The organism is Gilliamella sp. ESL0443, assembly GCF_019469165.1.
Classification (GTDB): domain Bacteria; phylum Pseudomonadota; class Gammaproteobacteria; order Enterobacterales; family Orbaceae; genus Gilliamella; species Gilliamella apicola_E.
Genome location: NZ_CP048263.1, coordinates 776,688 through 792,160, shown reverse-complemented (window position 1 = coordinate 792,160; position 15,473 = coordinate 776,688). Strand labels below are relative to the sequence as shown.

Here is a 15,473-nt window from a genome sequence, read left to right as displayed (position 1 = left end):
ACAGACTTAATTGCTAACATTCGTAAAGGAGATTACAAAAAGATCTAAAAATGACCATATACTATTGTTTTAATTAAAAATATTTCCTTAACAAACCTTTAAAAATTCATAATTTTTTAATTAAAATTTGATGTTTTTGGATTTTAGGGCTGCCTCCCCAAAAACCGCTATTCAAATTTTTATGAAGCACCTATAAAATAAATGTGTTAAGCGATGTATGCAGCGCTATAAAGCGTGATTTTAACCCCCAAAACCCCCACTCCTCAACTTTTTTAGAAAGCAAATTTTACTCATAAAAAAAGGATTACACTGAATCCTTTTTTATTTATATTTATTGATTAACCCGCTCGATAATTAGGTGGCTCTTTAGTGATTAGGACGTCATGAACATGACTCTCTTTCATACCTGCGCCAGTAATGCGGTAGAACTTCGATTTGGTGCGTAATTCATCGATAGTTCCACAACCCGTTAGCCCCATACATGAGCGTAAGCCACCCATTTGTTGGTGGATGATCTCTTTTAATAAACCTTTGTAAGCAATTCGGCCTTCAATACCTTCTGGTACTAGCTTATCGGCAGCATTATCTGATTGGAAGTAGCGATCCGATGATCCTTTTGCCATCGCACCGAGCGAACCCATACCGCGATAAGATTTATAAGCACGACCTTGGAATAGTTCGATTTCGCCAGGTGCTTCTTCAGTTCCGGCAAACATTGAACCAACCATAACGCAAGATGCGCCAGCGGCAATAGCTTTAGCAATATCACCTGAAAAACGAATGCCACCATCAGCAATAACTGGAATATTGTGTTGTTTAGCCACTTCAACAGCGTCCATAATGGCACTAATTTGCGGTACCCCTACCCCAGTGACGATACGCGTGGTACAAATAGAACCCGGTCCAATACCCACTTTTACCGCACTCACGCCTGCATCAATTAGCGCTTTTGCGCCTTCACCCGTAGCAACGTTGCCACCTATAATTTGCAAATTTGGATAGGCTTGTCTTGCTTGGCGAATGCGTTCAAGTACCCCTTCTGAATGGCCATGTGATGAGTCGATAAGTAAAACATCAACGCCGGCTTCAACCAAAGCAGCAATACGCTCTTCGTTACCCGCACCCGCACCCACTGCTGCGCCAACGCGTAAGCGACCTTTTTCGTCTTTACATGCATTAGGTTTTTGTTCTGCTTTATTGTAATCTTTAACGGTTATCATGCCTTTTAAGTGGAATCTATCATCAACCACTAAAACTTTTTCAACACGATGTTCATGCATTTTTTGCAGTACACTTTCTCGAGATTCGCCCTCTTTAACGGTGACTAAGCGCTCTTTAGGTGTCATTACCGCAGTTACAGATAGTGATAAGTCAGTTGCAAATCGAACATCTCGAGCAGTGATAATACCGACTAATTCTTGTGATTCTGTCACAACCGGAAACCCTGCAAAACCATATTCTTTAGCAAGATCGATTACTTGTTGAATAGTTGCTGTTGGTAGTACTGTTACTGGATCTTGAACAATTCCGCTTTCATGTTTTTTAACACGCTTTACATGCTCAGCTTGAACTTCAATTGGCATATTTTTATGGATAAAACCAATGCCACCTTCTTGAGCAAGGGCAATAGCCAGTTCGGCTTCGGTTACCGTATCCATGGCAGCAGATAGCATTGGAATATTTAATTTGATGGTTTGCGTCAGTTGAGTTGTAATATCAGCAGTATTAGGTAAAACAGTTGAATGAGCTGGAACTAATAAAACATCATCGAACGTGAGGGCTTCTTTAACTATACGAGACATGACAATATTCACCATTGAGTTGGATTGTTGATAAAATATTGCCGATGCATTTTACTCACATTCGATATAAAAGACTAGTAGAATTTGATATTTATTTTTAGGCGATAATCAATCACCCACTTTTAATTGAGCTCGTCTTTTTGAGCCATCAAAATATAATTTACATCAACATTACGACCTAAACGGAATTGATTGCTGAGTAAGTGATATTCCATTCCAATAATATCTTTAACCGTTAACTGCGCTTGTTCAACCCAATTCATCAATTCAGAAGGACGGATAAAACGATTAAAATCATGAGTCCCTTTTGGCACTAAGCGCGCTATATATTCAGCGCCATAAATCAACATAAGTTTTGCTTTATGGTTACGGTTGATGGTCGATAAGTAGAGTTTTCCGTTCGGTTTGAGCAGTTTTGCGCAGGCATTGATAATAGAAAATGGGTCAGGCACATGCTCTAACATCTCCATACAAGTTATCACATCATAGTGTGATGGAAACTGTGTGGCGTGCTCTTCAACGGTTTGTTTTTGGTAGTTGATAGAAAGACCATTTTGCTCGGCATGTAATTTCGCTACTGCTAATGATTCATCAGCCAGATCGATAGCGGTTACATTTGCACCTAACTTGGCTAAACTTTCAGACAATATTCCCCCACCACAACCAACATCTAATACATTTTTTTGATTCAAATCGTTTGATTTAATGTAATCAACTCGCAATGGATTGATGATATGCAATGGTTTGCATTGACCATTTGGATCCCACCATTGTGCAGCTAACTTGGCAAACTTATCTATCTCGTTTAAATCGATGTTTTGTGTCATGGGTATTCTTATCAAAAAGGGGAATTGATGTAATATATGCGATGAGTTGATGATTAGCAATATCAAACCGTTTTAAAAACCCCGCTCCTCAACTTTTTTTATTACTCATAATTTCTATACTAAACCACTTAAAAACTCTGTTTTACTTAGCGATATAGGCTAAATTTTTTCATTGGCTATAACTATAAATCGTAATGTTTTCTTGTCTATAGGCTTAATTCATGGCATGATTTAGCACTTTATTTATCTAATAAAAAATAGTTCAGCCTCGGCTGATGCTAGAAATTAAATATTTAATCAAAAACTCAAGGGAAAATATATTCATGAGTACAGGTACTATGAAGAAAAGTCATTCACAGTGGAGCTCTCGCATGGGATTCATGCTTGCAGCTGCGGGTTCTGCTGTGGGTTTAGGTAACATTTGGAAATTTCCATACATGGCTGGAGAAATGGGTGGTTCAGCATTCGTGCTTACCTATTTACTATTTATGTTTGTTATTGGTCTGCCTATTCTAGTTTTAGAGTGGTTAATTGGCCGTCGCGGGCAAAAAAATCCAATCCATACCATGGAAGATGTTGCTGTTTCAGAAGGTCGCTCAAAATTGTGGCGCTGGGTTGGGATTATCGGCGTACTTGGCTCATTTTTAATTCTCTCGTTTTATAGTGTAATTGGCGGTTGGGCTACCGATTATATCTTTTTAGCTATCAATGGTACATTTAATGGTGCGAATGGTGCCGTAACGGCGCAAATCTTCAAAGGTTTTCTTGGTAATACCTCTAGCTTGTTGATTTGGCATACGGTGTTTATGGCAGCCAATACCATTATTGTTGCAATGGGCGTTGGCGCTGGTTTAGAGCGTGCTTGTAAGGTAATGATGCCTGGCCTTGGCATTTTATTATTGGTCTTAGTTGCTTATGCAGCCATCGTTAGTGGATCATCATTTGGTCAAGCGTTTGACTTTTTATTCACACCAAACTGGTCGGCATTAAATGGTACTGCCATTTTAGCGGCTTTAGGTCATGCATTCTTCAGCTTATCATTAGGAATGGGGATTATGATGGCTTACGGTTCATATCTTGGTAAAGATGTGAACTTAATCTCTACTGCTCGCACCGTTGTTATCTTAGATGTTATCGTTGCGATGTTGTCAGGTATGGCGATCTTCCCATTAGTATTTGCTAATGGTTTAGAAGCGGGTTCTGGTCCTGGTCTGATCTTTGTAACGTTACCTATCGCTTTTGGTAATATGGCAGCAGGTTCAATTTTAGGTTGTTTATTCTTTATCTTCCTAACTTTTGCTGCGTTAACCTCATCAATATCATTACTTGAGCCTACGGTAGAGTTATTAGAAGAAAAAACGCACATGGGTCGTAAAACCGCAACAGTGGTTAGTAGTGTATTAATTTGGGCATTGGGTATCGCTTGTATTTTATCATTCAATGAATGGGCAGACCTGAAACTATTTGATAAAAATATTTTCGATCTGCTTGATTACCTCACAAGTAAGATTATGTTACCTGTGACAGGATTAGGTACTGTTATCTTTGGTGCTTGGATGATGAACCAAAAAGTCATTCGTAAAGAGCTTAACTTAAATAGCTTCTGGTTTGGCGTTTGGACGATTTTAACTCGCGTAATTATTCCGGTTGCCGTTGTTCTTATTTTAGTTTGTGGCTTTTTACCAGAAACTCGATAATTAAATTATCATCAATAGCCCTGATACATTATCAGGGCTTTTTTTAATCAATTAAAAAATCACCAATCAACTTTTTATCACAACCTCTCCTCTTGAAATTCTTTTTTTAATTCCCATATAGCAATACAACAATTAATCAAAACATTATGTCAAAGTTAATCAATTAAAATGTATCGATCACTTTTAATTGCTAAAAATAGTTGAGGTATTAGTCAATGAGTAAGCAAGGAACAGAAACGCGTGGATTTCAATCCGAAGTTAAACAAATTCTGCATTTAATGATTCACTCTTTGTATTCAAACAAAGAGATTTTTTTAAGAGAACTTATTTCAAATGCATCTGACGCAGCCGACAAGCTCCGTTTTAAAGCACTTGAAAATGCAGATTTATATGCGGGTGATGCTGAGCTTGGTGTTCGCATTTCAACAAATAAAGAAGCTGGCACATTAACCATTGCAGATAATGGTATTGGGATGACTCGTGATGAAGTCATTGAAAATTTAGGTACGATTGCCAAATCAGGTACCAAAGCCTTTTTAGAATCCATTGGTAGTGATCAAGCGAAAGACAGCCAATTAATTGGTCAATTTGGTGTTGGATTTTATTCTGCCTTTATTGTTGCCGATAAAGTGACAGTAAAAACCCGCGCTGCAACAGCTAAAGCCGATGAAGCAGTAATGTGGGAATCAGCTGGTGAAGGTGAATACACGATTTCTGATACAGAAAAAGAGAGTCGCGGTACTGAAATTATTTTACATTTAAAAGAAGATGAAAAAGAGTTTTTAGATGATTGGCGTCTACGTTCAATTATTAGCAAATATTCAGATCACATCTCATTACCGGTTGAAGTTCAAACTACTGAAGAAAATGAAGTTAAGTGGGAAAAAGTCAACAAAGCCCAAGCACTTTGGACACGAAGCAAATCAGAAGTGAGTGATGAAGAGTATAAAGAATTTTATAAACATATTTCACATGATTTTGCCGATCCACTAAGCTGGAGCCACAACCGTGTTGAAGGTAAACAAGAGTATACAAGTTTGCTCTATATTCCATCTAAAGCGCCTTGGGATATGTGGAATCGTGACAATAAACACGGTTTAAAACTCTATGTACAACGTGTGTTTATTATGGATGATGCTGAGCAATTTATGCCTAATTATTTACGTTTTGTTAAAGGCTTAATTGATTCAAATGATTTGCCATTAAATGTATCACGCGAAATATTACAAGATAATAAAGTGACACAAAATCTTCGTAATGCTTGTACTAAACGTGTTTTACAAATGCTAGATAAACTTGCCAAAGATGATAAAGAACAATATCAACAATTTTGGAGTGAATTTGGTTTAGTCTTAAAAGAAGGTACTGGTGAAGACTATGCTAATCGTGAAGCGATTATGAAATTATTACGCTTTACAACAACACAAAGTGATAGCGAGGCGCAAACTGTATCTTTAGACGATTACATTAGCCGTATGCAAGAAGGCCAAGAGAAGATCTATTACATCACTGCTGATAGTTATGGCGCAGCGAAAAATAGTCCTCACCTTGAGCTATTCCGCAAAAAAGGCATTGAAGTCTTATTATTATCTGATCGTATTGACGAGTGGATGATGAGCAATTTAACTGAATTTGATGGTAAACAGTTCCAATCAATCAGTAAATCTGACGAGTCAATCGAGAAGTTAGCTGATCAAAATAGTGATGAGCAAAAACAAGTCGAAAAAGAACTTGAGCCATTTATCGAACGTGTTAAAAAAGTATTAGGCGATAAAGTTAAAGAAGTTAAATTAACACATCGTTTAACTGATACGCCAGCAATTGTCACTACCGCTGCCGACGAGATGTCTACTCAAATGGCAAAACTCTTTGCAGCAGCAGGACAAAAAGCACCAGAGATAAAATATACTTTTGAAATCAATCCTGATCATCAATTAGTTAAACGTGTTGCTGATACGCAAGACGAAACCGCATTTAGTGATTGGATTGAATTGCTATTAGATCAAGCGTTACTAGCAGAAAAAGGATCGTTAAATGATCCAAGCAAATTTATTCAAACAATGAATAAACTACTTGCACAATAATTAATTAATTTATTCACCCAAACCCGATATGGCTCGCCTATCGGGTTTATTTTTTGAGAATAATCAATTTATTTTTCTCAAATTTATGAAGTCAGTCACACTTTTTTATATTCCTCCTTTCCATTTTCGTTTTGCGATAGATAATAAATCAATCTTAAAATTTAGACAGAATCAGATGAAAGTTCATAAAATATTAAATAATAATGTTGTAGTGACTTTAGATTCCAAAGGGAATGAATTGATTGTTACGGGTCGAGGAGTTGGATTTAAAAAACGGGAAGGTGATGAGATCGACCCGAAACTTATCGAAAAACAGTTTTCATTAAATAATCAAGAAATATTACCCAAATTTGCTGAACTGCTTTCTGAAATTCCAATCGAAGTTCATACCACAACCGATATTATTATCAATCATGCCAGACAATTTTTAGGCAGTAAATTACAAGATAGTATCTATATTTCATTAACTGACCATATTTATTTTGCCATTGAGCGGCATAAACAAGGTTTTAATATTCCTAATAACTTTATCTGGGAGATAAAAAAATTCTACCCTAAAGAGTATGAAATCGGTGTGTACGCTTTAGATGTCATTAAAAAACGGTTGGGTGTTGAGCTTCATGAAGATGAAGCAGGATTTATTACGTTTCATATTATCAATGCTGAGCTTAACGATACCATGCCCAATATTGTTAATATGACCAAAATCATGCGTGAAATTTTAAATATCGTAAAATATCACTTTCGGTTCGAATATGACGAAAACAGCCTTTCTTATCAACGATTTGTTACCCATTTAAAGTTTTTTGCACACCGAATTTTGAGTAAAGGTAAATCCGCACAGCAAGATACCTCGTTGTATGAGATTATCCGTGAAAAATATGAACAAGCCTATCTTTGCACTAAACAGATAGATCTTCATTTAATCCAACAATATCAACATCCGCTATCTGATGATGAAAGTTTATATCTCACTATTCATATTGAACGATTGAGGTCGGAATTAAAAAAATAATTATGTGATATACATCACAAATTAACGAATGAATTGTCAACAAGCTAATTTATTTTATGTTAATTTAATAAGGAATCTTTTTTTGGATTGTTATTGCATTGGTTAATTTTATCGATGCAAGCAAAACCTAAATCCCGTGTTTACTGGGGTTTAGGTTTTTTTTTGCGCTTAAATAAGGATAAGCTATGAAAAATAAACAACTTGCTGAATCAATTATTGAGAACGTAGGTGGTCAGGAAAACATCGTCAGTCTAGTACACTGTGCTACCAGACTTCGCTTTGTATTGAAAGATGAATCAAAAGCAGATGCCGAAATAATTAAAAAACAAACTGGCGTCATTACTGTCGTTCAAAGTGGTGGACAATTCCAAGTCGTTATCGGCAATAATGTTGCTGACGTATTTAATGCAATTATGGATATCACTAGCCTTAATAATACCCCTGCTCCTCAAGAAGCGGGACCTAAAAAAGGGATTGTGTCACGACTGATTGATTTAGTATCAAGCATTTTTATTCCAGTTTTAGTGGTACTGGTTGCCGGCGGTATTTTAAAAGGGATTGTGTCTCTATTACAAGTATGTGACATTGTTCAGGAAAAAACGCCAACATTTACTTTTTTAAACGCTATTGCTGATGCGCCATTTTATTATTTACCGATCATTTTAGGTTTTTCAGCGGTTAAAAAATTTGGTGGTAATCCTTATGTTGGAATGGCGATCGGTGGCGCGTTAGTCTATCCGGGTATTACCGAGATGCTAGGAAAAGCAATTGAATTACAAACCGAATTTTTCAATATCCCTATTAAATTAATTCCTTATAAATCTTCAGTCTTCCCTGTAATTTTAGCGGCATGGTTTTATTCATTGCTTGAACGTAACTTCAACAAAATCATGCATGACTCATTTAAAAAATTCATTTCGCCCCTACTCGGTATTATCATTACTGTGCCATTAACGTTTGCGCTTATTGGTCCAGTCGTTGCATTTTTATGTAACATTGTTGCTAGTGGCATTATTTATGTTTATGAACTTAATTCTGTTATTGCCAGTATGCTTTTAGCAGGACTTTGGCAAATAATGGTTGTGTTTGGTATCCATTGGGGCTTGGTACCTTTTGCGATAAATAATATTACCGTATATCAACAAGACTTTATGTTGCCAATCTTATTCCCAGCGGTATTTGCCCAAGTCGGTGCGGTATTGGCGGTGATGATGCGCAGTAAAGATCCGCAAGTTAAAGCGTTGGCAAGTTCGTCCGCATTATCCGGTGTATTTGGGGTAACAGAACCAGCAATTTATGGCGTTAACTTACCATTAAAACGCCCATTTGTGATTGGTTGTCTCTCAGCCATGGCTGGCGGTGCGATTATTGGTTATTTCAAATCGGTTATCTTCTCATTTAGCTTCACCAGTATCTTTGCATTTTTACAAATGATTCCAAGTGATGGTTTGGATGATAAATTCTTTGCTGCCATAATCGGTTCGATAGTCTCATTTATGATTGCATTGGTGGTAACTTATCTATTTGGTATTCCTAAAGATAAAAAAGCGGATAATGCAGAACAATCGCCAATAAACAGTCAAACGCAGATCGATACTATCTCAAGTCCAATGACTGGCAAACTCATTAATTTAAATCAAGTCAATGATCCAACTTTTGCCAGCGGATTGATGGGTAAAGGTGCCGCAATTATTCCAACCATTGGCGAAACTGTCGCGCCTGAAGATGGTGAAGTTGTTTCGCTATTTAGAACTAAACACGCTATCGGATTTCAAACTCAATCAGGGGCGGAAATCCTTATTCACATTGGTATCGATACGGTTAAATTAGATGGGCAACATTTTGAAGCGCATGTTGAAGCCGGCCAAAAGGTGAAAAAAGGTGATAGACTTGTTAGCTTTGATATCGAAGCGATTAAACAAGCCGGCTTTGAAGTCACCACACCAATTATTATTACCAATAGTGATGACTATATCGATGTGCAGTGCATATTCAAACAAGACGTTCAACAAGGTGACGCGTTATTAGCGTTAAGTGCAAAAAAGGAGTAAAACATGGCAAATACATTTCCTAGTGATTTTTTATGGGGTGGCGCTATTGCTGCCAATCAAGTTGAAGGTGCATATCGTGAAGATGGCAAAGGGCTATCAACATCTGACTGCACGCCTAATGGTCTATTTGGTGATATTGTCGATCGCAATAAAGTCGATATTACCAGTATTAAAGATCGGGCAATCGACTTTTATCATCGCTATCCAGAAGATGTTGCCCTGTTTGCTGAGATGGGATTCACCTGTTTAAGAACATCTATCGCTTGGACCCGAATCTTTCCAAATGGTGATGAAGAGCAACCAAATGAAAAAGGCCTGGCGTTTTATGACAAACTATTTGACGAAATGTTAAAACACAACATTACGCCACTTGTCACCTTATCGCATTATGAAATGCCCTACTACCTTGTCACACAATATGGTGGATGGGGAAATCGTAAAGTCATCGAATTTTTTACTCGTTATGCCAAAACAGTATTTGAACGCTATAAAAATAAAGTGAAATATTGGTTAACTTTCAATGAAATCAATATGTCACTCCACGAACCTTTTACTGGCGTTGGTTTAGATCGTAACAGTACTAAAGCCGAAATCTATCAAGCGATTCATCATCAATTAGTTGCCAGTGGACGTGTGGTAAAATTGTGTCATCAAATCATTCCTGATGCCAAAATCGGTAATATGTTACTTGGCGCTATCGCCTACCCGCTTACGCCAAAACCAGAAGATGTATGGGCGACACATGTAGAAAATCATGGTTGGTTATTCTTTGGAGATGTTCAGGCGCGTGGTTACTACCCAACTTATATGAATCGTTACTTTAAAGAGAACAATATTGAGCTAACCATTACCGATCAAGATCGTGAAGATTTAAAAGAAACCATCGACTTTATCTCATTTAGTTACTATATGAGTTGTTGTGGCACAGCGGACGATTCACTCCGTCAAAAAGGTAATATTCTTGATATGGTCCCAAATCCTCACCTTAAAGCATCTGAATGGGGCTGGCAGATTGATCCGGTTGGTATTCGTTACTTATTAAACCTACTTTATGAGCGTTTTCAAAAACCACTGTTTATTGTTGAAAATGGTTTAGGCGCCAAAGACAAACTTGAAGCAGATGGCACGGTTAATGATGATTATCGTATAAACTATATGAATGATCACTTAGTGCAAATTCGCGAAGCTATTAACGACGGCGTTGAAGTAATGGGATACACCAGTTGGGGACCAATTGACCTCATTAGTGCATCAAAAGCAGAAGTCACCAAACGTTATGGTTTTATCTATGTTGATCTAAACCAAGATTGCTCAGGCTCATTAAAACGCTATAAAAAGAAAAGCTTTTATTGGTATCAGTCTGTGATTTTATCCAAAGGTGCAACTTTAAAATAATGATCATGCTGGTAATGTCTGCTCGGCATTACCTGCAAATGTACTGAGCAGATTACGAGGATAAAGATGATAAATAAAATAATTAAAATCACCACCAGTTTACTGTTGTTGACCGCACTCTCGACTGGATGTAGTAATCAACCAAGCAGTAGGTTTAATGCTAATCGTGATGATGTGGTTACCATCTATTTTGCAAGGCATGGTAAAACGTTATTCAATACCTATGATCTAGTACAAGGCTGGGCCGATTCACCCTTAACCGACAAAGGAATAGAAACGGCGCGTTATTTAGGTGAAGGCTTTAAAAAGAAATACATCAGATTTGATGCTTATTACACCAGCGATTCAGGTCGTCAACGCGAAACCATGCAAGTGTTGTTAGCTCAAAAAGGGGTAAAACATTACAAAATACAAGAGTTAAAAGGCCTACGCGAAGTTTTTTACGGCGGATTTGAAGGCGGTACTAATGCGAAAATGGTATCCGCAGCTATGAAATCACTGGGTTACAAGTCGGTTGATGCCTTTTATAAAAGTTATGTACAAGGGCAGATCCCAGTAACAACGTTAACCGAAGCGATTGCCAAAAGTGATCCTAAGCATGAAGCGGAAAACTTTACCCAAGTTAAAGAGCGCACTCAAAACGCACTCCACACTATTGTAGAGACCGCACTGGCTAAGCATCAAAAAAATATATTGGTGATCTCATCAGGCATGTCGATTCAAGCAATGATTTATGACTTAACTGATAATCCTATTAAAAACAGACCATTAGCGAATGCAACTGTCGTCAAAATTGTTTACCAAAATGGTAAATATAAGGTCGTTGAAATTGGCAGTATGGACTATGTTAATGAGGGTAAATCATCATTAAATATCGGTGAAAATCGTCAAAATTAGAAACAATTAGTAAAATTTAGTCGAATAGGATTGTTACTGCTTTTGCAGGCAAAACCTAAATATGACTCAAGCTTGATAGTTTGGGTTGTGTTTAGGTTTTTTTTTGGAAAAAAAATTTATAAAAATAGGAAATAATAATGAAAATAAAGTACGTCTCCTTAGCATTACTTAACATCATGTGTTTTTCAGCTATTGCCGCTGATTCAAATTCAATCAATAGTGAAAATGGCTTTTTGAATAATGCCTTTTTCAAAGATACTAAATTTGAATTTTCAACACGTAACCATTGGAAGTATTTAAAAGAAAACGCATCCCAACCTAAAGAAGTCCATAGTGCATGGGGTCAAGCATTTACGCTCAATTATAAATCGGGTTATTTATTCGATACCCTAGGTTTTGATTTCACCTATGATAACGTTATAAAACTTGGTGCTAGTGACTACTTTGCAACTCGTAACCTACTCTATAACTCAGGCAAAAAACCAAACAAACACAATGCGCATGGTTTTAACAAATTTACTCAACGTTATGCCAAAGTCAAACTCGGTGATAAAAATATCAACTTTAATGGTAAAGTCGGATGGCATAGCTTAAAAGATACGGGGGTAATGAGTTCATCACAACATTTAACTCGTTATAGTTATTTGGGATACAGTGGCGTATTAAAATACTCAAACTTAGCGCTACAACTTGCTTACATCGACAGCGCCTTCCCGCGTGAATCATCGAAAAAAGTGCATTTTTATAGCTTAGATAGAAAACACGTCATTGATAATATCAAAACGGCCGGTATTGCGTATAATGACAAAATAGTAAAACTTGATTACTCCTATGGCGTTGCTAAAGACTACATCAAACGTCATGCAATCGAGTTCTCTTATAAACCGATGGATAAACTTATTCTTGGTTCACAAATTTACGGTAGTACCGCACTTAAAAACCATGACAAAATGAAAGCTAATGTCCGTGATTTTGATGATTCAGCATGGCATTACGCAACTGACATTGAATGGAAAGAAGCCGACTGGAGTGCTAAATTCGGTATCGCCTATACTGACGCTAACCGCAAAGGTGCTATCGGTTACTATGGTCGTCATATTGGTAAAAACAATCGTGGACGTTTTAACGGTATGGCAGCAGCTGCGGCCGACTATATGCGTGATGGCGAACTGGTATTTTCAAGCATATTGACTTACGACTTCTTTAAAGACAATACCACAGGTTTATATCTCAACTACGGTGAATTTAACTACAAACATGAAACCTTAAAAAATGGCGAAATCAACGTGTTTAACATCTTTAAACCAACAAGTGGCACATTTAAAAATCTATCTATTTTGTCAAAATTTGGTTATGGTTGGTCTTATAAAACCTTAAGCAGTAAAGACATTACGCCAAAATTAAGAGACGGCAAAGCTCAACGTTCACCAACACTTTCAGCCGAAACCGTTATTGATTATCGATTCAACTTATTATAGAAAAGGAAGAAACTATGAAAAAACTCATTAAACTTATTGGATTAACCGCTATCCTTACCGCATCAATTGCACAATCATTTGCTGACGAAGTGAATATCTATTTTACCCGTCATGGTAAAACCATGTTCAACAACGTCCATCGTGCTCAAGGATGGTCAGACACGCCACTAACAAAACCGGGAATTGAAGTGGCACAGCAACTTGGTCGTGGCTTAAAAGGTATCGACTTTATTTCGGTCTATTCAAGCGATTCAGGCCGAGCAAGACAAACTGCGCGCATTGTTCTTGAATCTAAAGGTGATACAAAATTAAGCATCAACGAAATGGAAGGATTACGAGAAACGTGTTTTGGTGATTTTGAAGGCGATCTTGATCCCAACATGTGGAACCCCGCAGCACAGCACCTAGGTTATGAGTCTGACAAAGCATTAATGGCTGATTTAGCTAAAGGTAAAGTCACCCTTAAAAAAATGATGGATGCGATCAAAGCCGTTGAAAAATCAGGCGAAGCAGAAGACTACAATGCCGTTAAAACACGTATGCAAGCATCATTAAGAGCAATTGCAAAATCAGCCCAAGAACAAGGTGGCGGTAATGTTCTTGTTGTTTCTCACGGCATGGCAATTATGGCTATGGTTGAAGAAATGTTAGATAAACCAATCACAAGTGGACTAGGTAACGCGAGCGTCACTAAAATTCGTTACACTGATGATGGCAAATTCATTGTTGAATCATTAGGTGACATGAGCTATGTCGAAAAAGGCAAAGCAGTAAAATAATCGATAAAAAAGGCTCACCGAAGTGAGCCTTTTAACTTTTTACTCAGAAAAATCACTATTTAATGTCTCTTTAATCAACCATGTTGCGATGATACTAATGATTGACGCCACCGCCACATAATAGCCTACCCACGTCAAACTACCATGTGCCACTAAATAATTAGCAATAATTGGCGCAATTGATGCCCCTAAAATCCCACCAATACTATACGCTGCTGACGACCCGGTATAACGAATATTAGTCGGAAAAATCTCGGGTAAAAATGCCCCCATAGGCGCAAAAATAATCCCCATCAAAAATAGTGATAAGCATAAATAGGTCATCACCAATAATTCACTACCACTAGCCATAAATTGAGTCATCAACAGACCAGATAGCGCAACAAGCATTAAGCCAACAATTAACACCGGCTTACGCCCGTATTTATCGCTAAGTCGGGCAGAAATCGGGGTAGCGATCGCCATAAATACAATCGCTACACACAAAAATCCTAAAAAATGACCTTTTTCAATGCCCAAGTATTTAGTGCCATATTGCAATAAAAAGGCTGTGGTTATATAAAAAAGCGTATAACAACCTACCATCGAAAAGGAGCCTAACGTCAACGCTTTCCAATGGTGAACAAACATATTCATTACTGGCATTTTAACTTGTTTTTTATTGGCTAAAGCTTGAGTGAAAATGGGGCTTTCAACTAATTTTAATCGGACATACAAACCAATAACCACAAGAACCGCACTAAGAACAAAAGGAATACGCCAACCCCAATCTAAAAACTGCTCATTACTCAGCGAAAGCGTAACACATAAAAATACCCCATTAGATAATAAAAACCCAATCGAAGGGCCTAACTGAGGAAACATCCCAAACAGAGCGCGTTTATTTTTTGGCGCGTTTTCCGTTGCCAATAATGCTGCACCACCCCACTCACCACCAAGACCTAAGCCTTGTGCCAAACGTAAAATACACAACAAAAATGGCGCCCAAAAGCCAATCACACTATACCCAGGTAACAAACCAATTAACGCCGTAGCAACGCCCATCAAAATAAGCGATACAACTAGGGTGGACTTTCTACCAATACGATCACCAAAATGACCAAACAAAATCGCCCCAATAGGCCTTGCAACAAAAGCTATACCGAACGTTGCAAATGATTGCAACGCTTGAGCCGATGGCGAACTATCAGGAAAAAATACCGGCCCAATCACTAGCGCAGCAGCGGTGGCGTAAATATAAAAATCATAAAATTCAATTGCAGTGCCGATAAAACTAGCTAACGCTACGTTCGACATTGAATTGGCTGGTTTAGTATTCATCATTCATTCCAAAATTATTTTATTTTTAAATAAGTGCAAATATTATAGTTATTCCGTTTACCATCATAAATAAAAAAAGTAATATTTCTAATTTCAATATAAGAACTTGCTATAATAATATAATCGGT

General features: G+C 37.4%; 11 protein-coding genes. 8 read left to right on the top strand and 3 right to left on the bottom strand.

From position 1 onward, the window contains the following. Positions 1-338: 338 nt before the first annotated feature. Entirely contained in the window at positions 339-1,802 is a 1,464-nt protein-coding gene (guaB, locus tag GYM76_RS03555) for an IMP dehydrogenase (RefSeq protein ID WP_065733929.1), read from the bottom strand. A gap of 122 nt (positions 1,803-1,924) precedes the next feature. After that, complete coding sequence (gene ubiG / locus GYM76_RS03550) at positions 1,925-2,629, bottom strand: bifunctional 2-polyprenyl-6-hydroxyphenol methylase/3-demethylubiquinol 3-O-methyltransferase UbiG (protein ID WP_220225920.1); 705 nt, start codon at positions 2,627-2,629, stop codon at positions 1,925-1,927. A gap of 323 nt (positions 2,630-2,952) precedes the next feature. Here ubiG and GYM76_RS03545 point away from each other — a divergent pair, with 323 nt between their 5' ends. The 8 genes from GYM76_RS03545 (at position 2,953) to GYM76_RS03510 (ending at position 14,025) form a co-directional block, all read left to right on the top strand. Beyond that, positions 2,953-4,326: a sodium-dependent transporter gene (locus GYM76_RS03545; protein ID WP_218058410.1), complete on the top strand. Its 1,374-nt coding sequence runs from the start codon at positions 2,953-2,955 to the stop codon at positions 4,324-4,326. Positions 4,327-4,541: 215 nt separating this feature from the next. Beyond that, entirely contained in the window at positions 4,542-6,410 is a 1,869-nt protein-coding gene (gene htpG / locus GYM76_RS03540) for a molecular chaperone HtpG (protein WP_065562674.1), read from the top strand. Positions 6,411-6,585: 175 nt separating this feature from the next. Beyond that, a complete protein-coding gene (gene licT / locus GYM76_RS03535; protein ID WP_220225919.1) occupies positions 6,586-7,425 on the top strand; it encodes a BglG family transcription antiterminator LicT in 840 nt (279 codons plus the stop codon). Between the two features lie 185 nt (positions 7,426-7,610). Further along, on the top strand, positions 7,611-9,476 hold the full coding sequence (locus tag GYM76_RS03530; RefSeq protein ID WP_220225918.1) for a beta-glucoside-specific PTS transporter subunit IIABC: 1,866 nt from the start codon (positions 7,611-7,613) through the stop codon (positions 9,474-9,476). Positions 9,477-9,479: 3 nt separating this feature from the next. Further along, positions 9,480-10,871: a glycoside hydrolase family 1 protein gene (locus GYM76_RS03525; RefSeq protein ID WP_220225917.1), complete on the top strand. Its 1,392-nt coding sequence runs from the start codon at positions 9,480-9,482 to the stop codon at positions 10,869-10,871. Positions 10,872-10,937: 66 nt separating this feature from the next. Beyond that, positions 10,938-11,768 (top strand): histidine phosphatase family protein, encoded by an 831-nt coding sequence (locus tag GYM76_RS03520; protein WP_220225916.1) that lies wholly within the window; start codon positions 10,938-10,940, stop codon positions 11,766-11,768. A gap of 137 nt (positions 11,769-11,905) precedes the next feature. Next, entirely contained in the window at positions 11,906-13,246 is a 1,341-nt protein-coding gene (locus GYM76_RS03515; RefSeq protein WP_065562678.1) for an OprD family outer membrane porin, read from the top strand. A gap of 14 nt (positions 13,247-13,260) precedes the next feature. Continuing rightward, positions 13,261-14,025 (top strand): histidine phosphatase family protein, encoded by a 765-nt coding sequence (locus tag GYM76_RS03510; RefSeq protein ID WP_220225915.1) that lies wholly within the window; start codon positions 13,261-13,263, stop codon positions 14,023-14,025. A 39-nt stretch (positions 14,026-14,064) separates the two neighbouring features. On the opposite strand, the gene GYM76_RS03505 is transcribed toward GYM76_RS03510, so the two are convergent. Then, the gene (locus GYM76_RS03505; RefSeq protein WP_065562680.1) at positions 14,065-15,348 is read right to left on the bottom strand and encodes an MFS transporter; all 1,284 of its coding nucleotides are present in this window, start codon (positions 15,346-15,348) and stop codon (positions 14,065-14,067) included. Between the last annotated feature and the right edge of the window lie 125 nt (positions 15,349-15,473).